Origin of the sequence: Streptomyces sp. XM4193 (assembly GCF_023072595.1) — a bacterium.
In the GTDB taxonomy this organism is placed as follows: domain Bacteria; phylum Actinomycetota; class Actinomycetes; order Streptomycetales; family Streptomycetaceae; genus Streptomyces.
The window spans coordinates 79,417-101,353 of the sequence record NZ_JALLGK010000003.1; the positions used below are offsets into that span (position 1 = coordinate 79,417).

The 21,937-nt window shown below is 69.9% G+C and carries 18 protein-coding genes; 16 read left to right on the plus strand and 2 right to left on the minus strand.

All coding sequences use genetic code 11. The annotated features are described in order from the left end of the window. Positions 1–21 precede the first annotated feature (21 nt). Positions 22–717 carry a demethylmenaquinone methyltransferase gene (locus MTQ01_RS11535; protein WP_247489367.1) on the plus strand — a complete coding sequence of 232 codons (696 nt, stop codon included), beginning with the start codon at positions 22–24 and terminating at the stop codon, positions 715–717. A gap of 114 nt (positions 718–831) precedes the next feature. Here MTQ01_RS11535 and MTQ01_RS11540 read toward each other — a convergent pair whose 3' ends face one another. Beyond that, positions 832–1,506, minus strand: coding sequence for a TIGR00266 family protein (locus MTQ01_RS11540; protein ID WP_247489368.1), 675 nt, complete (start codon positions 1,504–1,506; stop codon positions 832–834). Positions 1,507–1,712: 206 nt separating this feature from the next. On the opposite strand from MTQ01_RS11540, the gene MTQ01_RS11545 reads away from it, so the two are divergent. Next, positions 1,713–3,005: a geranylgeranyl reductase family protein gene (locus MTQ01_RS11545; protein WP_247489371.1), complete on the plus strand. Its 1,293-nt coding sequence runs from the start codon at positions 1,713–1,715 to the stop codon at positions 3,003–3,005. Positions 3,006–3,360: 355 nt separating this feature from the next. On the opposite strand, the gene MTQ01_RS11550 is transcribed toward MTQ01_RS11545, so the two are convergent. Next, the gene (locus MTQ01_RS11550) at positions 3,361–4,182 is read right to left on the minus strand and encodes a C40 family peptidase (RefSeq protein WP_247489373.1); all 822 of its coding nucleotides are present in this window, start codon (positions 4,180–4,182) and stop codon (positions 3,361–3,363) included. Positions 4,183–5,438: 1,256 nt separating this feature from the next. On the opposite strand from MTQ01_RS11550, the gene MTQ01_RS11555 reads away from it, so the two are divergent. The 14 genes from MTQ01_RS11555 (at position 5,439) to nuoN (ending at position 21,807) form a co-directional block, all read left to right on the plus strand. Next, positions 5,439–5,798 carry an NADH-quinone oxidoreductase subunit A gene (locus tag MTQ01_RS11555; RefSeq protein WP_211040500.1) on the plus strand — a complete coding sequence of 120 codons (360 nt, stop codon included), beginning with the start codon at positions 5,439–5,441 and terminating at the stop codon, positions 5,796–5,798. A 77-nt stretch (positions 5,799–5,875) separates the two neighbouring features. Then, positions 5,876–6,430 carry an NADH-quinone oxidoreductase subunit B family protein gene (locus MTQ01_RS11560; protein WP_211040499.1) on the plus strand — a complete coding sequence of 185 codons (555 nt, stop codon included), beginning with the start codon at positions 5,876–5,878 and terminating at the stop codon, positions 6,428–6,430. Beyond that, positions 6,427–7,200 (plus strand): NADH-quinone oxidoreductase subunit C, encoded by a 774-nt coding sequence (locus MTQ01_RS11565; RefSeq protein ID WP_247489375.1) that lies wholly within the window; start codon positions 6,427–6,429, stop codon positions 7,198–7,200. Before MTQ01_RS11560 ends, MTQ01_RS11565 begins: the two co-directional genes overlap by 4 nt. Beyond that, positions 7,200–8,567 carry an NADH-quinone oxidoreductase subunit D gene (locus MTQ01_RS11570; RefSeq protein ID WP_247489377.1) on the plus strand — a complete coding sequence of 456 codons (1,368 nt, stop codon included), beginning with the start codon at positions 7,200–7,202 and terminating at the stop codon, positions 8,565–8,567. Before MTQ01_RS11565 ends, MTQ01_RS11570 begins: the two co-directional genes overlap by 1 nt. Further along, a complete protein-coding gene (nuoE, locus tag MTQ01_RS11575) occupies positions 8,564–9,418 on the plus strand; it encodes an NADH-quinone oxidoreductase subunit NuoE (protein WP_247489380.1) in 855 nt (284 codons plus the stop codon). Before MTQ01_RS11570 ends, nuoE begins: the two co-directional genes overlap by 4 nt. Then, positions 9,415–10,764, plus strand: coding sequence for an NADH-quinone oxidoreductase subunit NuoF (nuoF, locus tag MTQ01_RS11580; RefSeq protein ID WP_247489381.1), 1,350 nt, complete (start codon positions 9,415–9,417; stop codon positions 10,762–10,764). Before nuoE ends, nuoF begins: the two co-directional genes overlap by 4 nt. Beyond that, the gene (locus MTQ01_RS11585; RefSeq protein WP_247489383.1) at positions 10,761–13,292 is read left to right on the plus strand and encodes an NADH-quinone oxidoreductase subunit G; all 2,532 of its coding nucleotides are present in this window, start codon (positions 10,761–10,763) and stop codon (positions 13,290–13,292) included. The genes nuoF and MTQ01_RS11585 overlap by 4 nt, the downstream gene beginning before the upstream one ends. Before the next feature lie 50 nt (positions 13,293–13,342). Then, a complete protein-coding gene (gene nuoH / locus MTQ01_RS11590; RefSeq protein ID WP_247489990.1) occupies positions 13,343–14,707 on the plus strand; it encodes an NADH-quinone oxidoreductase subunit NuoH in 1,365 nt (454 codons plus the stop codon). Continuing rightward, positions 14,700–15,374, plus strand: a complete 675-nt coding sequence (nuoI, locus tag MTQ01_RS11595; protein WP_247489385.1) for an NADH-quinone oxidoreductase subunit NuoI — start codon at positions 14,700–14,702, stop codon at positions 15,372–15,374. The genes nuoH and nuoI overlap by 8 nt, the downstream gene beginning before the upstream one ends. Continuing rightward, a complete protein-coding gene (locus tag MTQ01_RS11600) occupies positions 15,371–16,327 on the plus strand; it encodes an NADH-quinone oxidoreductase subunit J (RefSeq protein ID WP_247489387.1) in 957 nt (318 codons plus the stop codon). Before nuoI ends, MTQ01_RS11600 begins: the two co-directional genes overlap by 4 nt. Further along, a complete protein-coding gene (nuoK, locus tag MTQ01_RS11605; protein ID WP_211040491.1) occupies positions 16,327–16,626 on the plus strand; it encodes an NADH-quinone oxidoreductase subunit NuoK in 300 nt (99 codons plus the stop codon). The genes MTQ01_RS11600 and nuoK overlap by 1 nt, the downstream gene beginning before the upstream one ends. A gap of 13 nt (positions 16,627–16,639) precedes the next feature. After that, positions 16,640–18,541, plus strand: coding sequence for an NADH-quinone oxidoreductase subunit L (gene nuoL, locus MTQ01_RS11610; RefSeq protein ID WP_247489389.1), 1,902 nt, complete (start codon positions 16,640–16,642; stop codon positions 18,539–18,541). Positions 18,542–18,553: 12 nt separating this feature from the next. Then, positions 18,554–20,161 carry an NADH-quinone oxidoreductase subunit M gene (locus MTQ01_RS11615; RefSeq protein WP_247489992.1) on the plus strand — a complete coding sequence of 536 codons (1,608 nt, stop codon included), beginning with the start codon at positions 18,554–18,556 and terminating at the stop codon, positions 20,159–20,161. Then, complete coding sequence (gene nuoN / locus MTQ01_RS11620; RefSeq protein WP_374207707.1) at positions 20,158–21,807, plus strand: NADH-quinone oxidoreductase subunit NuoN; 1,650 nt, start codon at positions 20,158–20,160, stop codon at positions 21,805–21,807. Before MTQ01_RS11615 ends, nuoN begins: the two co-directional genes overlap by 4 nt. Positions 21,808–21,937: the final 130 nt, after the last annotated feature.

The window sequence follows — 21,937 nt, forward strand, 5'->3', positions numbered from 1 at the left end:
GGCGGTGAGGAGAATGGGGAGATGACTCGCGCTTCGCTGGACAAGCAGCCGCACGAGGTCGCGTCGATGTTCGACGATGTCGCGGCCCGGTACGACCTGACGAACGACGTGCTCTCCCTCGGCCAGGCCCGGCTCTGGCGCCGAGCCGTCGCCCGTGCCGTGGACGCCCGCCCGGGCGAGCGGGTGCTGGACCTGGCCGCCGGTACGGGCACCTCCGCGCTGCCCTACGCGGCCGACGGCGCGTACACCGTGGCCTGCGACTTCTCGCTCGGGATGCTGCAGGAGGGGCAGCGCAGGAATCCGCAGCTGCCCTTCGTCGCCGGCGACGGCACCCGACTCCCCTTCGCCGACGGCACGTTCGACGTGGTCACCAACTCCTTCGGGCTGCGCAACTTCCAGGACGTCGACCTCGCACTCGCCGAGCTGCTGCGGGTCACCAAGCCGGGCGGGCGGGTGGTGATCTGCGAGTTCAGCCAGCCGGTCTGGAAGCCGTTCCGCACCGTGTACACCGAGTACCTGATGCGCGCGCTGCCGCCGCTGGCACGCACGGTGTGCAGCAACCCGGACGCCTACGTCTACCTCGCCGAGTCCGTGCGCAGCTGGCCCGACCAGCCCGCGCTGGCGGGGCGGTTGCAGCACGCGGGCTGGCAGCGGGTCGCCTGGCGCAACCTCTCCGGCGGCATCGTCGCGCTGCACCGCGGTCACCGCCCGGACTGACGCCCGCCCCGGCTCACGGCCGCCCCGACTCAAGGCCGCCCCCGCGCCCGGCCCCCGTCTCCGCCTCCCCGCCCAGCCCGCGTCTCCGCCTTCCCGCCCGTCCTCGCCCGGTCCTCAGCCCCGGGCGGGCAGGGCCCCGGCGAGCCAGGCGAGCAGCGCACGGGGGTCGCGGCTCTGGGACCACAGCAGTCCGGGACCGGTGAACTCGAAGACCAGCCCCTCCCCGGACTTCAGGGTCTGCATCACGCCGCCGGCCACCTTGCGGGTGGTGTACGAGACGCTGTCGTCGAAGGCGACGAGGTGGCCGGAGTCCAGGACAATCCGCTCGCCGGCCGCCAGTTCGATCTGGTCCACCGCGCCGTAGCAGGCCGCGAGCACCTGGCCCCGGCCCTCGCCGTGCACGAGGAAGCCGCCCTCTCCGCCGGCGAGGTTCTTGAATCCGCCCCAGCGGGTGTCGAGTTCGATGCCGTCGGAGGAGGACAGCCAGGAGCCTCGCGAGAGGTTGACGCTGCCGTCGACGTCGAGCGAGATCAGATCGCCCGGCAGCTGCGACGCGAGATCGACCCAGCCACCCTGCGGCCCTGCCGTGAAGCGGGTGATGAACAGGGACTCCCCGCCGAGCATGCTGCGCTTGAGCCCCTTGAACAGCCCGCCCTCGGCCTTCGCCTCGACCTCGATCCCGTCGGAGGTCGCCATCATCGCGCCCGACTCGCCGCGTATGGATTCCCCGGCGTCCAGATGCACCCGGGCCACCGCGAAGGACGGCTTGTGACGTGTCTCGATTCTCATGTCCACCCAGTTCCTGGCGAATTGCCGCGATCAGTGGGCGACGACTACCCACAGTCGGCCGGGCCACTCCTCCGGCGGGGCCCGCCGTCGGCCACCACCCGCGGGCGGGGTGCGCCGCGCCCTGCCGGGGCGGACCTGAGCCCATGACCCGCGCGGCGCCCCTCTAGACTTCAGACGTCCAGCGCCTCTATCTCGCGGGAGTCCTCGTGGCGGAGCCCCTCACGAAACCAGCCTCTGAGCAGCACGCCGATGTGATCGTCGTCGGGGCCGGGCCTGGTGGGTCCGCCGCGGCGTACCACCTGGCGCGCTCGGGACTCGACGTCCTGCTGCTGGAGAAGACCGCCTTCCCCCGGGAGAAGGTCTGCGGCGACGGGCTCACCCCGCGCGCGACCAAGCAGCTGGTGTCGATGGGCATCGACATCTCCGAGGAAGCCGGCTGGCTGCGCAACAAGGGACTGCGCATCATCGGCGGCGGCCACCGACTCCAGCTCGACTGGCCCGAGTTGGCCGCGTACCCGAACTACGGACTGGTCCGCAAGCGCGACGACTTCGACGAGCAGCTCGCCCGCGCGGCGCAGAAGGCCGGCGCCCGGATGTACGAGCGCTGCAACGTCCAGGAGCCGATCCTGGATCGTACGGGCCGCATCACCGGTGTGCACGCCAAGCTCGGCGAGGAGCGCACCCCGACCACCTTCCACGCCCCGCTGGTCGTCGCCGCCGACGGCAACTCCACGCGGCTGTCGCTGAAGATGGGCCTGCACCGGCGCGAGGACCGCCCGATGGGCGTCGCCGTGCGCACCTACTTCACCTCGCCCCGCCACGACGACGACTATCTGGAGTCGTGGCTGGAGCTGTGGGACAAGCGCGGCGGCGAGAACAAGCTGCTGCCCGGCTACGGCTGGGTCTTCGGCATGGGCGACGGCACCTCCAACGTGGGCCTGGGCATCCTCAACAGCTCCAAGGCGTACAAGGAGTTGGACTGGCGCGAGGTGCTCAAGGCCTGGTGCGCCTCGATGCCCGAGGAGTGGGGCTTCACCCCGGAGAACATGACCATGCCGATCCGTGGCGCCGCGCTGCCGATGGCGTTCAACCGGCAGCCGCACTACACCCGCGGTCTGCTGCTGGTCGGCGACGCCGGCGGGCTGGTCAACCCCTTCAACGGCGAGGGCATCGCCTACGCCATGGAGTCCGGCCAGATCGCGGCCGAGGTCATCGTCCAGGCGCAGGCGCGGCAGACCCCGGCCCAGCGCGAACTGGCCATGCAGCGCTACCCGAAGGTCCTCAAGGACACCTACGGCGGCTACTACACGATGGGCCGCGTCTTCGTGAAGCTCATCGGCAACCCGAAGATCATGAAGCTGGCGACCGAGCGCGGGCTGACCCATCCGATGCTGATGCGCTTCACCCTGAAGATGCTGGCCAACCTCACCGACCCCACCGGCGGCGACGCGATGGACCGCGTCATCAACGGGCTGACGAAGCTGGCCCCCAAGGCCTGACGCCCCTCGCCCCCGCCCGACCCGCGGCGTCGTCCCGTGCCCGCACGGACGGCGCCGTTCGGCGTCCCCGGCGGGTCGGCACCTGGCGTCGGAGCGTACGGGCCGCCGCGTCGCCGTACGGGCACGGCGTACGTCGTCCGAGGCGCGGCGCCCGGTGAACGGGCGCTCGGGGCGCGGCGGTCGGCGCGGCGGTCGGGCCGGTGCAGTCTGAGTCGGCGCTCGGGCCCGGCAACGCCTCAGGCCCCCGCCGGTTTCCCGACGAGGGCCTGAGGCACGGCTGCGCTCGGAGCTGCGCCGCTCAGAGGCTGCGCTGCTCAGTGCCGACCGGAGGAGTGCCGGCCGGAGGAAGCGCCGCTCAGAGGAAGCGGACCGCGCCCGAGGGGGTGCCGCCCCAGTTGAGCGGGTGCATGGCGACGCCGGAGCTGGGGTTCTGGGCGCCGACGTACTGGCCGTCGCCGACATAGATGGCCACATGGGTGGCGCTGCCCTTGCCGCCCCAGTACAGGACGTCACCGGGCTGGAGGTTGCCGAGGCCGACCTCGGTGCCGGCCGAGGACTGGGCCTGCGAGGTGCGCGGCAGGCTGACGCCCGCCTGCTTGAGGGCGGCGGTGGTGAGTCCGGAGCAGTCGTAGGCGTTGGGGCCGGTGGAGCCCATCACGTACGCCTTGCCGACCTGCGCGCGGGCGAAGTTGGCGACGGCGGCGGCGGTTCCGCTCGCCGGGGCGGACGGGGCGGCGTCCGAGGAGCCGCCTCCCTGGCCGTCCGGGGCGGTGCGCTCGGCGCTGCGGGCGGACCGCAGTTCGGCCTCGCGCTCGGCGGCTGCCTCCTCGGCTGCCTGCCTGGCGGCTTCCTTCTTCGCCTCCTCGGCCTTCTTGGCCTTGGCGGCGGTCTTCTGCGCGGCCTGCTGGGCGTCCGCCTTGGCGGCGTCCAGCTCGTACTGGACCGCGATGCTCTGCGTCGCGTAGACCGCCTGGTTGGTGCCGGTGGAGACCTGGGAGCCGAGCGTGGGCAGCTCGGCGGTGTCGGCGTGGTCGCCGCTCTCGGCGGCGACGGGGGCGGATGCGCCGGTCACCGCGAGGGTCGTGAAGACGCCACCGGCAACACCCGCGGTGAGGAGCGAGTTCCGGGAGGAAACACGGGGTTTCCGGTGGCGGCGTATATGAGCGTTCGAGGACATGGGGTCCTGGCTACCAGGGGGAGAACGTTCCGCTCAAGCAAGGTGGTTTGCGCCACAACGGGCGTGCCGCCGTCCGATATGGGGTGTTTGAGTATCCGTCACGTCGTCAGCTTTACCTGATCAATGTCCAACTACGGTCCTGTGACCATGCAGTTGCCCGATATGTCGGCTCGCGCGACCGGCCTAGCATGTCTCGGCCCGGTAACGCCAGCACGACGGTTGCCGGCGAGGTCGAGGTGTGCCACAGGTCACATTCCGGGTGACACCGACGGCTGTGCAAATCTCTCAGTGAGTCAGAAAGGCCGCATCCAGGGGCATTTCAGGCGCACACTGTGGGGCGTTTTGCCCCTCTTCGCTCCCGGCTCGTTCGGCCCGCAGGAACCCCGGCGACACTTCCGGGATCCCCGCCGCGGGGTGCTTCCGGTGCCGAACTGCCCGCGGTGCGCCCGGAGTTGAACGCCCGGGTCTGAATCTCGCGGCCGGGGAGCGGCCGGCACCGTCGACGGGCTGAGCCAATCCGCCGGCGGGGCTGTGGTTCCCGGGCGTGGCAACCGGTCGGCATGTGCCGTGAGTCGGTGGCTCTTCCGTGCTCCTGCTCTCTTCGCTCCGACGCAAACGTGCGAAAGGAGGAAAGGGGGAGAGGGGAGTGGCAAGGGGGGAGGGGTGAGTCGGGGGCGGGTGGTCCGTCGCCAACAGGCAGTACGGGGCGCGGCGCCGGGTCGACCGGGGTGCCTCGTCTGCTCGTGAATGTGCGGGCATTCACGAACGGTGACGCCTTGTGACGTTGTGTCCGTTTCCCCGCGTCCGGGCTGTTGCGCCGCGACTTCGGAAGCAGGCGTTCGACGGCTCCCCGGAGGGGCGCCGCGGAAGCCTCCGCCGAGGTGAAGGAAGCCTTACCTAACACGCCTTCTCTCACATTGCAAAGTTGCATGTATTGACCAAGTCAAGGTAGGAGATTCGCGCTCTGACCAGGGAAGGTCGCTCAACTTCTCACCCGCCGTGAGTAATTGGGTGCTTTGCGTATGAAGATCGTTACGCGCGAGTAAAGTTGAGGTGAAGCCGGGTGGCAGAGATCACAAAGTGAGTCCTGCACCCCGTGTCGCAGGTCACAAGGTCCGGGGCATAGGATGCGAGGCGCATTGGGCTTGTGAACTGCCTCACATACGCGCGATCTTGGCGTATCGCCACCCCGGCGAGAAGCGGTGAGCGGGCCCGCATACCCACTAGTCAGCGGCGACTGGAAGGAGCGAGGAGCGGTGAACGCGTACGTCCCCATCCTCGTGCTCGGAGCTCTGGGTGCGGCCTTCGCGGTGTTCTCCGTGGTGGCGGCCTCGGTGATCGGGCCCAAGCGCTACAACCGCGCCAAGCTCGACGCTTACGAGTGCGGTATCGAGCCCACCCCCATGCCGGAGAGCGGCGGGCGCTTCCCGGTGAAGTACTACATCACCGCGATGCTGTTCATCGTCTTCGACGTGGAGATCGTCTTCCTCTACCCCTGGGCCGTCCACTTCGACGCCCTCGGGATGTTCGGCCTCGTGCAGATGCTGATCTTCGTCGGCCTCATCGGTGTCGCCTACGCCTACGACTGGCGGCGAGGAGGTCTGGAGTGGGACTGACCCGAGCGCGCCACCCCCGCGCCCCGCGCGCGACGACACGCACAGCACCCAGGACCTGAGAGCAGAGGCGATTTCAGATGGGACTTGAGGAGAAGCTGCCCAGTGGCTTTCTGCTCACCACGGTGGAGCAGGCCGCGGGCTGGGTGCGCAAGTCATCGGTCTTTCCGGCGACCTTCGGCCTCGCCTGCTGCGCCATCGAGATGATGACCACGGGTGCGGGCAGGTACGACCTGGCCCGCTTCGGCATGGAGGTCTTCCGCGGTTCCCCGCGGCAGGCGGACCTGATGATCGTGGCCGGCCGCGTCAGCCAGAAGATGGCACCCGTGCTGCGGCAGGTCTACGACCAGATGCCGAACCCCAAGTGGGTCATCTCCATGGGCGTTTGTGCTTCCTCGGGCGGCATGTTCAACAACTACGCCATCGTCCAGGGCGTCGACCACGTCGTACCGGTCGACATCTACCTGCCCGGTTGCCCGCCGCGCCCCGAGATGCTGCTCGACGCCATCCTCAAGCTGCACCAGAAGATGCAGGAGGAGAAGCTCGGCGTGAACCGCGAGCAGGCGGCCCGCGAGGCGGAGGAAGCGGCCCTGAAGGCCCTGCCGACGATCGAGATGAAGGGGCTGCTGCGATGAGCGCGGACAAGTCGCCCGAGAAGAAGGGCTCTTCGCCCGGCCCGTCCGCCGGTGACGCGCAGGAGCCCGAGAGCCCCGAGAGCACGGTGCCCGCCCAGCGCGAGGACCTCGGCGACGTCATCGCCGTGCGCCGCGGCATGTTCGGCGCGCGCAACGGCACCGACACCTCCGGCTACGGCGGTCTGGTGCGCACCGTGCGCCTGCCCGGTGGCAGCAGCCGCCCGTACGGCTCGTACTTCGACGAGGTCGCCGACGAGCTGGAGGGCGCCCTGGAGGAACAGGACGTCGCGCCGGAGAGCGTCATCGAGAAGACGGTCGTCGACCGCGACGAACTGACCTTCCACATCGCCCGCGAGCACCTGGTGCGCGTCTGCCAGACGCTGCGCGACGACCCCGCCCTGCGCTTCGAGTACTGCACGGGTGTCAGCGCGGTGCACTTCCCCGGCGACACGGGCCGCGAGCTGCGGGCCGTCTACCACCTGCGGTCGCTGACCCACAACCGGATCATCCGGCTGGAGGTCAGCGCCCCGGACGCCGATCCGCACATCCCCTCGGTCGTCTCGGTCTACCCGACCAACGACTGGCACGAGCGGGAGGCCTACGACTTCTTCGGCCTGATCTTCGACGGCCACCCGGCCCTCACCCGGATCATGATGCCCGACGACTGGCAGGGCTTCCCGCAGCGCAAGGACTACCCGCTGGGTGGCATTCCGGTCGAGTACAAGGGCGCCCAGATCCCGGCGCCCGATCAGCGGAGGTCGTACAGCTGATGAGCAACACCTCACAGGAAACGCACACTTCGGAGCGGGAGATCCACGCCTCCGAGGCGACCGCGCGCGAGACGACCGAAGGCACCGTCTACACCGTCAGCGGTGGGGACTGGGGCGAGGTCGCCGCCGCCGCGGCCAAGAGCGACGACGAGAAGATCATCGTCAACATGGGTCCCCAGCACCCCTCCACCCACGGAGTGCTGCGGCTGATCCTGGAGATCGACGGCGAGACGGTCACCGAGGCCCGCTGCGGCATCGGCTACCTGCACACCGGTATCGAGAAGAACCTCGAGTACCGCACGTGGACGCAGGGCACCACGTTCGTGACGCGGATGGACTACCTCACGCCGTTCTTCAACGAGACGGCGTACTGCCTGGGCGTGGAGAAGCTCCTCGGCATCGAGGACCAGATCTCCGACCGCACCGACGTCATCCGGGTGCTCCTGATGGAGCTCAACCGTCTCTCCTCCCACCTGGTGTGCATCGCCACCGGTGGCATGGAGCTCGGCGCCACCACCGTGATGATCTACGGCTTCCGCGACCGCGAACTCGTCCTGGACCTCTTCGAGTTGATCACCGGCCTGCGGATGAACCACGCGTTCATCCGGCCCGGCGGACTCGCCCAGGACCTGCCGCCCGGCACCATCGACGCGCTCCGCGAGTTCCTCAAGAAGATCAAGAAGAACCTGCCGGAGTACGACAAGCTCTGCACCGGCAACCCCGTCTTCAAGGCGCGGCTCCAGGACATCGGCTACCTCGACCTCGCCGGCGCGGTCGCACTCGGCGCCACCGGCCCGATCCTGCGCTCCGCGGGACTCCCGCACGACCTGCGCAAGGCGCAGCCGTACTGCGGGTACGAGACGTACGACTTCGAGGTTCCGACCACCGACACCTGCGACTCCTACGGCCGCTTCCTGCTGCGCCTGGAGGAGATGAACCAGTCGCTGCGGATCATCGAGCAGTGCGTCGAGCGCCTGGCGGAGCCCGGCCCGGTGATGGTCGAGGACAAGAAGATCGCCTGGCCCGCGCAGCTGGCGCTCGGCCCGGACGGCATGGGCAACTCGCTCGACCACATCAAGAACATCATGGGCACCTCGATGGAGGCCCTGATCCACCACTTCAAGCTGGTGACCGAGGGCTTCCGGGTACCGCCGGGACAGGCGTACACGGCGGTGGAGTCGCCCAAGGGCGAACTCGGGGTGCACATGGTCTCCGACGGCGGCACCCGCCCCTACCGGGTCCACTTCCGCGACCCCTCCTTCACCAACCTGGAATCCATGGCGGCCATGTGCGAGGGCGGCCAGGTCGCCGACGTCATCGTGGCCGTCGCGTCCATCGACCCCGTGATGGGAGGTGTCGACCGATGACGGACGTCAGCCTCGGCATGCCGCAGCTGCCCGCACCCGACTTCCCGGCCGAGGTGCGCGAGCGCCTCGCCGCGGACGCGGCGGAGATCGTCGGCCGCTACCCCGACAGCCGTTCCGCGCTGCTGCCGCTGCTGCACCTGGTGCAGTCGGAGGAGGGCCACGTGACCCGCACCGGTGTGCGGTTCTGCGCGGAGACGCTGGACCTCACCACCGCCGAGGTCACCGCGGTCGCCACCTTCTACTCGATGTACCGGCGCAAGGCCGGCGGCGACTACCAGGTCGGCGTCTGCACCAACACGCTCTGCGCGGTGCTCGGCGGCGACGCGATCTTCGAGGAGCTCCAGCAGCACCTGGAGATCGGCAACGGCGAGACCACCGAGGACCGGAAGGTCACGCTGGAGCACATCGAGTGCAACGCGGCGTGCGACTTCGCCCCGGTGCTGATGGTCAACTGGGAGTTCTTCGACAACCAGACCGTCGAGTCCGCCAAGCAGCTCGTCGACGACCTGCGCGCCGGGCGCGAGGTGCGCCCCACCCGCGGCGCCCCGCTCTGCGACTTCAAGAAGACCTCCCGCATCCTGGCCGGCTTCCCCGACGAGCGCCCCGGCGCCGTCGAGGCCACCGGCGGCGCGGGCCCCGCCTCACTGGCCGGTCTGCGACTGGCCAAGGGCGAGGTCAGCGCGCCCAGGGTGGTCAGCCCGCGCGCGGAGTCCGTGCCCGAGGTCGACCTCCCGGCCGACGACCAGCCGCCGTCGAGCCACCCGAGCTCGCACGACGCTCCGCAGGAGACCTCCGAGTCGGACCCCTCGGGCCCCGGCACCACCGGCAACTCGACCGAGGGGGACCGATGACGGCCACCGAGTCACCGGAGAAGCTGCTCTCTCCCGTCCTCTCCTCCTTCTGGGACGCGCCCGACTCCTGGACGCTGGAGACCTACCGGAACCACGAGGGGTACGAGGGCCTGGCCAAGGCGCTCGCCATGGACCCCGACGAGCTGATCGCCTACGTCAAGGACGCGGGTCTGCGCGGCCGAGGCGGCGCCGGCTTCCCGACCGGCATGAAGTGGCAGTTCATCCCGCAGGGCGACAACAAGCCGCACTACCTCGTCGTCAACGCCGACGAGTCCGAGCCGGGCACCTGCAAGGACATCCCGCTCCTCTTCGCCAACCCGCACTCGCTGATCGAAGGCATGATCATCGCGTGCCACGCGATCCGCTCCTCGCACGCCTTCATCTACCTCCGCGGTGAAGTCGTCCCCGTGCTGCGGCGGTTGCACGAGGCGGTGCGCGAGGCGTACGAGGCCGGCTACCTCGGCCCGGACGCGCTCGGCAGCGGCAAGCCGCTGGACATCACCGTGCACGCCGGCGCCGGCGCGTACATCTGCGGTGAGGAGACGGCGCTGCTGGACTCCCTGGAGGGACGCCGCGGCCAGCCCAGGCTCCGCCCGCCCTTCCCGGCGGTCGCGGGCCTCTACGCCTGCCCGACGGTGGTCAACAACGTCGAGTCCATCGCCTCCGTTCCGGCCCTGATCAACAAGGGCAAGGACTGGTTCCGCTCGATGGGCACCGAGAAGTCCCCGGGCTTCACGCTCTACTCGCTGTCCGGGCACGTCGCCACGCCCGGCCAGTACGAGGCCCCGCTCGGCATCACGCTGCGCCAACTGCTCGACATGAGCGGCGGGATGAGGCCCGGACACCGGCTGAAGTTCTGGACGCCGGGCGGTTCCTCCACCCCGATGCTCACCGAGGAGCACCTCGACGTGCCGCTCGACTACGAGGGCGTCGGCGGCGTCGGTTCGATGCTCGGCACCAAGGCGCTCCAGTGCTTCGACGAGACGACCTGCGTCGTGCGGGCCGTCACCCGCTGGACGGAGTTCTACGCGCACGAGTCCTGCGGCAAGTGCACGCCCTGCCGCGAAGGCACCTACTGGCTCGTCCAGTTGCTCCGCGACATCGAGGCCGGCAAGGCCGAGATGGCCGACATCGACAAGATCGACGACATCGCGGACAACATCAACGGCAAGTCGTTCTGCGCGCTGGGAGACGGCGCCGCCAGCCCGATCTTCTCCTCGCTGAAGTACTTCCGCGAGGAGTACGAGCAGCACATCACCGGCCGCGGCTGCCCCTTCGACCCGGCCAAGTCGACCGTCTGGGCCGACAACGGCTCCGACAACGCTCACCTGGAGGTGAACGCGTGACTGTGACGACCAGCGCCAAAGCTTCCGGCGGCGAAGGCGACGCGGCACCGCCCGAGGACCTGGTCACGCTGACCATCGACGGCGTGGAGGTGAGCGTCCCCAAGGGCACGCTCGTCATCCGGGCCGCCGAGCTCATCGGCGTCGAGATCCCGCGCTTCTGCGACCACCCGCTCCTCGACCCGGCCGGCGCCTGCCGCCAGTGCATCGTCGAGGTGGAGGGCCAGCGCAAGCCGATGGCCTCCTGCACCATCACCTGCACCGAGGGCATGGTGGTGCGCAGCCAGCTGACCTCGCCCGTCGCCGACAAGGCCCAGCGCGGGGTGATGGAGCTGCTGCTCATCAACCACCCGCTGGACTGCCCGGTCTGCGACAAGGGCGGCGAGTGCCCCCTCCAGAACCAGGCCATGTCGCACGGCGACGCGGACAGCCGCTTCGAGGGCAAGAAGCGCACCTTCGAGAAGCCGGTGCCGATCAGCAAGCAGGTGCTGCTGGACCGCGAGCGCTGCGTGCTGTGCGCACGCTGCACCCGCTTCTCCAACCAGATCGCCGGCGACCCGATGATCGAACTCCTGGAGCGCGGCGCGCTCCAGCAGGTGGGCACCGGCGAGGGCGACCCCTTCCAGTCGTACTTCTCCGGCAACACCATCCAGATCTGCCCGGTCGGCGCGCTCACCTCGGCGGCGTACCGCTTCCGTTCGCGCCCCTTCGACCTGGTCTCCTCGCCCTCGGTGTGCGAGCAGTGCTCGGGCGGCTGCGCCACCCGCACCGACCACCGCAGGGGCAAGACCATGCGGCGGCTGGCGGCGGACGACCCCGAGGTCAACGAGGAGTGGATCTGCGACAAGGGCCGCTTCGGCTTCCGCTACGCCCAGCGCCCCGACCGCATCTCCACCCCGCTGGTCCGCAACCCGGACAACGGCGAGCTGGAGCAGGCCAGTTGGCCCGAGGCGCTGGAGGCCGCCGCCCGCGGCCTGGCCGGCGCCAAGGGACGCACCGGCGTGCTGCCCGGCGGCCGGCTGACGTACGAGGACGCCTACGCGTACGCCAAGTTCGCCCGGGTCGCGCTCGGCACCAACGACATCGACTTCCGCGCCCGTCGGCACAGCGCCGAGGAGGCCGGGTTCCTCGCCTCGCACATCGCGGGACGCGGCCTGGACCTCGACGGCTCCGGCATCGACCACCGCGCGCTGGAGAAGGCCCCGGCCGTGCTCCTCGTCGGCTTCGAGGCCGAGGAGGAGGAGCCCGGAGTCTTCCTGCGGCTGCGCAAGGCGAACCGTGTGCACGGCCAGCGCACCTTCTCCCTCGCCACCCACGCCACCCGGGGCCTGACGAAGGCGGGCGGCACGCTGCTGCCGGCCGCGCCGGGCACCGAGCCCGAGTGGCTGGCCGCCCTCGCCGAGGGCAGCGGGCTCGACGGGCCCGGGGCGCGCGCCGCCGAAGCCCTGCGCGAGCAGGGGGCGTTGCTGATCGTCGGCGAGCGGCTGGCGGCCGTGCCCGGCGGTCTGACCGCCGCGGTGCGCACCGCGCAGGCCACCGGCGCCACTCTGGTGTGGATTCCGCGCCGGGCCGGCGACCGTGCCGCGATCGAGGCGGGCGCGCTGCCCGGGCTGCTGCCCGGCGGTCGTCCCGACACCGATCCGCGGGCCCGCGAGGAGACCGCCGCCGCCTGGGGCGTGGGCGAACTCCCGAGCACTCCCGGTCGGGACCTGGACCAGATCGTCGAGGCCGCCGCCACCGGTGAGCTCGGCGCGCTGGTCGTCGGCGGCGTCGAGGTGATCGACCTGCCGAACCCGGCGAGGGCGCGCGAGGCGCTGGAGTCCGTCGGTTTCGTGGTGAGCCTGGAGCAGCGGCCGAGCGAGGTCACCGACCGCGCCGACGTCGTGCTCCCGGTCTCCGCGGTGATGGAGAAGTCCGGCACCTTCCTCAACTGGGAGGGCCGCGCAAGGCCGTTCGAGGCGGCGATCAAGCCGGACCAGATGACGCGCCGCTTCGTCTTTCCCGACGCCCGCGCGCTCAACATGCTGGCCGACGCGCTGGACGTGCACCTCGGCCTGCCCGACGTGCGCACGATCCGCGCAGAGTCCGACCGCCTCGGCGGCTGGACCGGCGGGCGCGCCGACGGTCCCGACACCGCGGCGGTCGCACTGCCCGCCGCGGGAGTCGGCGAGGCGCTGCTCGCCGGCCACCGGATGCTGCTCGACCGGGGCCGCCTCCAGGACGGCGACGAGGCGCTCGCCGGTACCCGGCACGCCGCGGTCGCCCGTCTCTCCCCGGCCACCGCGCGGGAGATCGGCGTCGCCGACGGCGAACTCCTGGAGGTCACCGGGCCGTCGGGCACCACCGGCTTCCCGCTGGCGATCACCGAGATGCCCGACCGGGTCGTCTGGCTCCCGCTCAACTCCGCGGGCCGCGGCGTCACCGCCGACACCGGCGCCCGGACCGGGGAGCTGGTCCGGATCGCCCCGGCCGACCCGGCGGACGAGAGCGCACCGGCCATCCGTGACAACGCGCCGGAGGTGCACGAGTGAGCCCCGTCCCCCACGCCCCCGCGGTGAGCCTCGCCGCGGAGGACCTGTCGATGTTCGGCACGGACCCGCTGTGGCTGATCGCCCTCAAGGCGGTGTTCTGCTTCGCGTTCCTGATGGTGACCGTGCTCGTCTGCATCGTCTTCGAGCGCAAGGTCGTCGCCTGGATGCAGCTGCGGATCGGGCCCAACCGGCACGGTCCCTGGGGCATGCTCCAGTCGCTCGCCGACGGCATCAAGCTGATGCTGAAGGAAGACGTCATCGTCAAGGGCTCGGACAAGTTCGTCTACGTCCTGGCACCGATCCTGGCCGCCGCCCCGGCCTTCCTGGCCATCGCGGTGATCCCCTTCGGCCCGGCGGACAACCAGGTGTCGATCTTCGGCACCCGTACGGCGCTCCAGCTGACCGACATGCCGGTGGCGATCCTCTTCATCCTGGCCACCGCCTCCATCGCCGCGTACGGCGTGGTGCTGGCCGGTTGGGCCTCGGGCTCGACGTACCCGCTGCTCGGCGGCGTCCGTGCGACGGCCCAGATCATCTCCTACGAGGTGGCGATGGGGCTCAGCTTCGCCGCCGTCTTCCTGCACTCCGGCTCGATGTCGACCTCGACGATCGTCGGGGCGCAGGCGGACACCTGGTTCGCCGTCGTGCTGCCGATCTCCTTCCTCATCTACATGGTGGCGATGGTCGGCGAGGCGCACCGCGCGCCGTTCGACATGCCGGAGTCCGAGGGCGACCTGGTCGCGGGTTTCCAGACGGAGTACTCGTCGATCAAGTTCGCCATGTTCATGCTCTCCGAGTACATCCACATGGTCACGGTCTCCGCGCTCGCGGTGACGCTCTTCCTGGGCGGCTGGCGCGCACCCGCGCCGATCTCCACCTTCTGGGAGGGCGCCAACGAGGGTTGGTGGCCGATGCTGTGGTTCGTCGCGAAGCTGCTGATGGTCCTCTTCCTCTTCGTGTGGCTGCGCGGCACCCTGCCCCGCATCCGCTACGACCAGTTCATGAAGCTGGGCTGGAAGGTCCTGATCCCGGTCTCGCTGGTCTGGTTCATGCTCGTCGCCACCGTGCGCGCCATGCGCAACGAGGGGCACGACTTCACCCAGGTCATCGTCTGGGTCGCCGGAGCGGTCCTCGGCGTACTGGTCATCTCCTTCATCGTCGATCTGTTCCGCGACCGCAGGGAGAAGGCCGAGGAGTCGCTGCGGTCGGCCGAGGAGGAGGAAGAAGGGTCCAAGCCCTTCGACCCGATGGCCGGCGGCTACCCCGTACCGCCGCTGCCGGGGCAGACCCTGCCACCCGTGCCGCGCAGGAGGTCCCGTGCGGACCGTGAGCCGGTGACCGTCGCCGCGGGCGGCCCGGAAACCGGTGCCGCCGAGCCGAAGAGCGCCGCCAGCAAGGAGTCCGACGATGGCTGATTTCGAGAATCCGGTTGCCGGCTTCGGCGTGACCTTCAAGGGCATGTTCAAGAAGCGGCTCACCGAGCAGTACCCCGAGTACAAGAAGCCGACCGCGCCGCGCTTCCACGGCAGGCACCAACTCAACCGTCACCCCGACGGGTTGGAGAAGTGCATCGGCTGCGAGCTGTGCGCCTGGGCCTGCCCCGCCGACGCGATCTACGTCGAGGGCGCGGACAACACCGAGGAGGAGCGCTACTCGCCCGGTGAGCGCTACGGCCGCGTCTACCAGATCAACTACCTGCGCTGCATCCTGTGCGGACTCTGCGTCGAGGCGTGCCCCACCCGGGCACTGACCATGACCAACGAGTACGAGCTCGCCGACCGCACCCGCGAGTCGCTGATCTACACCAAGGACGAGCTGCTGGTCGGGCTCACCGAGGGCATGGTCGACTCGCCGCACGCGATCTTCCCCGGTATGACGGAGAAGGACTACTACAGCGGTCTGGTCACCGAGGCCGCCCCCGGCACCGAGCGCCAGGTCGCCCTGACCAAGGGCGAGGTGACGCCCGACCCGGAGGCGGACGTGGACTCCGCGGCCCGCAGTCAGCACGACGTCGCCGACCGGGAGGCCGCCGAGGAGCGGTCCGCCGAGCGGCAGGTCGCGAGCAAGGAGGCCGGGGCATGAGCACGCTGGCTTCCACCACCTCCAGCGCCGAGGCCGTGCAGTTCTGGCTGCTCGGCGGCATCGCCGTGGCGGGTGCTCTCGGCACCGTCCTGCTGCGTCGGGCCGTGCACGCGGCGCTGTGCCTGGCCGGCACGATGGTCATCCTGGCGATCTTCTACCTCGCCAACGGCGCGTACTTCCTGGGAGTCGTCCAGATCGTCGTCTACACCGGCGCGGTCATGATGCTGTTCCTCTTCGTGCTGATGCTCGTCGGTGTCAGCACCGCGGACTCCCTCAAGGAGACCCTCAAGGGTCAGCGCCTGATGGCGGCGACCTGCGCACTGGGCCTGGGCATCCTGCTGGTCGCGGGCATCGGCCAGGCGGCGCTCGGCACCTTCACCGGCATCGAGCGGGCGAACGAGGCGCAGGGCGGCAACGTCCCGAGCATCGCCGAGCGGCTCTTCACCGAGTACGTCGTCGCCTTCGAGGTCACCGGCGTACTGCTGACCATCGCGGCCGTCGGCGCCACCCTGCTGACCCACCGCGAGCGCACCGAGATGGCCAAGTCCCAGCGCCAGCAGGCCGAGGAGCGCACCCGCTCCGACCACCTGCCGCCGCTGCCGGCCCCCGGTGTGTACGCGCTGCACAACGCGGTCGACCGTCCCGGCCTGCTGCCCGACGGCACCCCGTCCGAGCTGACGGTGAGCCCGACGCTGCGCGCCAGGAACCAGATCCGCGAGGTCTCCCCGGAGAAGCTCAACCAGCTCGCCGCCCTGGAGCAGCGCACGGCCGACTACCACGGCCAGCCCCGCTACGGGCAGCGCAGCCAGGGCGTCGTCGGCGGTACGGACCTGGGTCGCGCGGGCGCCGAGCAGGACAGCCCGACCGAGGACCAGGTCCGCGTCGAGCCCGGGCAGGGGCCCGGTGACGGTGAATCAGACAACGGGCAGTCGAGCGGCGAGGAGGCCCGTTAGTGGACCCGGTGAACTATCTCTATCTGGCCGCTCTGCTGTTCACCATCGGTGCTTTCGGTGTGCTGATCAGGCGGAACGCCATCGTCGTCTTCATGTGCATCGAGCTGATGCTGAACGCGGCGAACCTGACTCTGGTCGCCTTCTCCCGCATGCACGGCAACCTCGACGGCCAGATCATGGCGTTCTTCGTCATGGTCGTCGCCGCCGCGGAGGTCGTGGTGGGTCTCGCGATCATCGTCATGCTGTACCGCTCCCGTCACTCGGCCTCGGTCGACGACGCCAGTCTGATGAAGCTGTAAGGGGTAGCAACCAGTGGAGTCATTGATCGGACTGCTCGTCGCCGCGCCCCTGTTGGGCGCAGCCGTACTGCTGTGCGGCGGGCAACGCTTGAACCGTACGGGCCATCTGCTCGGCACCGCGCTGGCCGCGGTCTCGTTCGTGCTCGCCGCGGTGCTCTTCTTCGACATGGTCGGCCGGGACACCGACGACCGGGCCCTGCACCAGCACCTGTGGAGCTGGGTGCCGGTCAACGAGTTCCAGGCGGACATCGCCTTCCAGCTCGACCAGTTGTCGATGACGTTCGTCCTGCTGATCACGGGTGTGGGCACGCTCATCCACCTGTACTCGATCGGCTACATGGAGCACGACGAGCGCAGGCGCCGTTTCTTCGGCTACCTGAACCTCTTCCTCGCCTCCATGCTCGTGCTGGTCCTGGCGGACAACTTCCTGCTGCTGTACGTCGGTTGGGAGGGCGTGGGCCTCGCCTCGTACCTGCTGATCGGCTTCTGGCAGCACAAGAAGAGCGCGGCGACCGCGGCCAAGAAGGCGTTCGTGGTCAACCGCGTCGGTGACGCGGGCCTGGCCATCGCGATCTTCCTGATGTTCACGACGTTCGGCACCTTCGCCTTCGGGCCGGTGTTCGCAGACGCCGAGGCCGGCGGCGCGAGCCAGGCCACGCTGACCGGCATCGGCCTGATGCTGCTGCTGGCGGCCTGCGGCAAGTCCGCCCAGGTGCCGCTCCAGTCCTGGCTCGGCGACGCGATGGAGGGCCCGACCCCGGTCTCGGCCCTCATCCACGCCGCCACCATGGTCACCGCGGGCGTGTACCTGATCACCCGTTCCGGCGCGATCTTCAACGCCGCGCCCGACGCCCAGACCGTGGTCGTCGTGGTCGGCGCCGTGACGCTGCTCTTCGGTGCGATCGTCGGTTGCGCCAAGGACGACATCAAGAAGGCGCTCGCCGGCTCCACGATGTCGCAGATCGGCTACATGATCCTCGCGGCCGGACTCGGCCCGATCGGCTACGCCTTCGCGATCATGCACCTGGTGACGCACGGCTTCTTCAAGGCTGGCCTCTTCCTCGGCGCCGGCTCGGTCATGCACGGCATGAACGACGAGGTCGACATGCGCAAGTACGGCGGCCTCCGCAAGTACATGCCGGTCACCTTCATCACCTTCGGCCTCGGCTACCTGGCCATCATCGGCTTCCCCGGCCTCTCCGGCTTCTTCTCCAAGGACGCCATCATCGAGGCGGCCTTCGCCAAGGGCGGCACCCAGGGCTGGATCCTGGGCGTGGTGACGCTGCTGGGCGCGGCCATCACCGCGTACTACATGACACGCGTGATGCTGCTGACCTTCTTCGGCGAGAAGCGCTGGCAGCCCGACGCGGAGGGCAACATGCCGCATCCGCACGAGTCGCCGAAGACGATGGTCATCCCGATGGTGGTGCTGGCCTTCGGCTCGGTCTTCGCGGGCGGCCTCTTCAAATGGGGCGACGCGTTCGTCAACTGGCTGGAGCCGGTGACCCGGTTCGAGCACGGGCACCCGCCGCTGAGCGTTCCGGTGATCACCGGACTGACCGTGGTGGTGCTGCTCATCGGCGTCGGTGCGGCCTGGTTCCAGTACGGCCGCGCCGCGGTCCCGGTGATCGCCCCGCGCGGCAGCCTGCTGACCCGCGCGGCCCGACGGGACCTGCTCCAGGACGACTTCAACCACGTGGTCCTCGTACGCGGCGGCGAGCACCTGACCCGTTCCCTGGTCTACGTCGACAACAAGATCGTCGACGGCGCGGTGAACGGAACCGCCGCCTTCTACGGCGGACTGTCCGGGCGGCTGCGGCGGGCGCAGAACGGCTTCGCCCGCAGTTATGCGGTCTCGATGTTCGGCGGTGCGGCACTGCTCGTCGCTGCCACCCTGCTGATGAGGGCGGTCTGATCCATGGCTGACATGTCATTTCCCCTGCTGACCGCGACAGCCGTGCTGCCGGCACTGGGCGCGGTCGCCACCGCGGCGGTCCCGGCAGCGCGGCGCACGGTCGCCAAGTGGGTCGCCTTCGTCGTCTCGCTCGGCACCCTGGCGCTCGCCCTCGTCGTGGCGATGCGCTTCGATCCCGGCGGCGACAGGTACCAGCTCACCGAGTCCCGTTCCTGGATCGCCGACTTCGGCGTCCGCTACGAACTGGGCGTGGACGGCATCGGCGTGGCGATGATCGCGCTGACCGCCGTCCTCATCCCGTTCGTCATCGCGGCCGGCTGGAACGACGCGGATCCGGTCGAGGGCGAGAAGACCGGTCGGAGCTGGCGCCCCACCCAGGGCTTCTTCGCGCTGATCCTGATGGTCGAGGCGATGGTGATCATCTCCTTCGCCGCGACCGACGTCTTCCTCTTCTACGTCTTCTTCGAAGCCATGCTGATCCCGATGTACTTCCTCATCGGCGGCTTCGGCGACCGCGCGCACAGCCGCGGTGAGGACGAGGGCGCCAAACAGCGCAGCTACGCCGCGGTCAAGTTCCTGCTGTACAACCTCGCCGGCGGCCTGGTGATGCTCGCCGCGGTGGTCGGGCTGTACGTCGTCACCGCCGACCAACTCGGCGAGGGCACCTTCTCGTTGCAGCAGATCGCCGAGGCACGCGCCTCGGGCGAGCTGACCATGGGCACCAACGTCGAGCGGATGCTCTTCCTCGGCTTCTTCATCGCCTTCGCGATCAAGGCGCCGCTGTGGCCGCTGCACACCTGGCTGCCGAACGCGATGGGGGAGTCCACCTCGCCCGTCGCGGTGCTGATCACCGCGGTGGTCGACAAGGTCGGCACCTTCGCGATGCTGCGCTTCTGCCTCGGCCTCTTCCCCGAGGCCAGCGCCTGGGCCACCCCGGCGGTGATCGCGCTCGCGCTGATCAGCATCATCTACGGCGCGTTGCTGGCGATCGGCCAGCGCGACATCAAGCGCCTGGTGGCGTACGCCTCCATCTCCCACTTCGGCTTCATCGTGCTCGGCATCTTCGCGATGACCAGCCAGGGCCAGGGCGGTGCGACGCTGTACATGGTCTTCCACGGCATCTCCACCGCGGCGCTGATGCTGGTGGCGGGCTTCCTGATCTCCCGTCGCGGCTCGCGTCTGATCGCCGACTACGGCGGGGTGCAGAAGACCGCTCCGGTGCTCGCCGGCACCTTCCTGATCGGTGGTCTGGCGACCCTGTCGCTGCCCGGACTGGCGCCGTTCATCAGTGAGTTCCTGGTGCTGGTCGGCACCTTCAGCCGCTACCCGGTCGCCGGCATCGTGGCCACCGCGGGCATCGTGCTGGCCGCCGTCTACGTCCTGCTGCTCTACCAGCGGACCATGACCGGGCCGGTCGAGAAGCCCGAGATCGCGAAGATGCCGGACCTGCGGCCCCGCGAAATCGCCGTGGTGGCACCGCTGATCGCCATGCTGATCTTCTTCGGTCTCTTCCCGAAGCCGCTGACCGAGATCGTCAACCCGGCGGTCGAGCACACCATGTCGGATGTGCGCAAGACCGACCCTGAAACAGCACAGTCGGACGCGGAGGCGGCCAAGTGAGCGCACTGAACGCAAGCCCGGACGGCGCTGTCCACAACCTGTGGACACACGCCGCCGAAGCGCCCTCGATCGAGTACCTCCAGCTCTCCCCGGCCCTGATCGTGCTCGGGGCGGCGGTGGTGGCGATCCTGGTCGAGGCATTCGCCCCGCGCAGTGCCCGCTACTACCTCCAAGTGGGCCTGGCCGGACTGGCGTTGGCCTGCGGCTTCGCCACGACGGTGGGCCTCGCGGTCGGCGGTTACGCCACCGACAAGGCGGCCGTCGTCGGTATCGGCTCGCTCTCGGTCGACGGCCCCGCGCTCTTCCTCCAGGGTGTGATCCTGGTGGTCGCGCTCGTCTCCGTCGGCACCTTCGCCGAACGCAGGCTGGAACCCGTCGCACACGGCGCCCGGGTGGACTCCTTCGCGGCCCAGCCGGCCTCGGTGCCGGGCGGCGAGGGCGAGCAGGCGGCCATCAAGGCCGGCTGGACCACCACCGAGATCTTCCCGCTGCTGCTCTTCGCGGTCGGCGGCATGATGCTCTTCCCGGCGGCGAACGACCTGCTGACGCTCTTCATCGCGCTCGAGGTCTTCTCGCTCCCGCTCTACCTGCTGTGCGCGCTGGCCCGTCGCCGGCGGCTGCTCTCGCAGGAGTCGGCGGTCAAGTACTTCCTGCTCGGCGCGTTCTCCTCGGCGTTCCTGATCTTCGGTATCGCGCTGGTCTACGGCTACGCGGGCAGCGTCCAGTACCCCGTCATCGCGGACGTCGTCGACGGCACCGTGCAGAGCCCGTCCCCGGCGCTCGCCGCCTCGATGAGCAACGACGTGCTGCTGCTCGTAGGCATGGCGATGATCCTGATGGGCCTGCTCTTCAAGGTCGGCGCCGTGCCGTTCCACATGTGGACGCCGGACGTCTACCAGGGCGCCCCGACCCCGGTCACCGGCTTCATGGCCGCGGCCACCAAGGTCGCCGCCTTCGGCGCGCTGCTGCGACTGCTCTACGTCGTGCTGCCGGGTCTGAGCTGGGACTGGCGGCCGGTGATGTGGGGCGTCGCGATCCTGTCGATGGTGGTCGGCGCGGTCGTCGCGATCACCCAGACCGATGTGAAGCGCCTGCTGGCGTACTCCTCGATCGCACACGCCGGCTTCATCCTCGCCGGCGTCGTCGCCATGAACGACCGGGGCATCTCCTCGGTCCTCTTCTACCTGCTCGCCTACTCCTTCGTCACGGTCGGCGCCTTCGCCGTCGTCACGCTGGTGCGCGACGCGGGCGGCGAGGCGACGCACCTGTCCAAGTGGGCGGGTCTCGGGCGGCGTTCGCCGCTGGTGGCCGCGGTCTTCGCCATCTTCCTGCTGGCCTTCGCCGGTATCCCGCTGACCTCGGGCTTCGTCGGCAAGTTCGCCGTCTTCGCGGCGGCGGCAGAGGGCGGTGCCGCCCCGCTGGTCGTGGTCGGTGTGCTCTCCTCGGCGATCGCCGCGTTCTTCTACGTCAAGATCATCGTGCTGATGTTCTTCAGTGAGCCGGCACCGGACGGGCCCACCGTGGCCATTCCCTCGGTGCTCACCACCGGCGCCATCGCGATCGGCGTCGTCGTCACCCTGGTGCTGGGCATCATGCCGCAGTACTTCCTCGACCTCGCCTCCACGGCGGGCGTCTTCGTCCGCTAGCACGCGGCACGGTCGGGGCCGACTCGGCTGCGGGGCCCGGGAGTTCGTACGCCACGGCGTACGCTCCCGGGCCCCGTTGTCGTGTGCCGGTGTGTGTGCGGTGGTCCCGGGGCGCGCGTCCCGGGGCGCG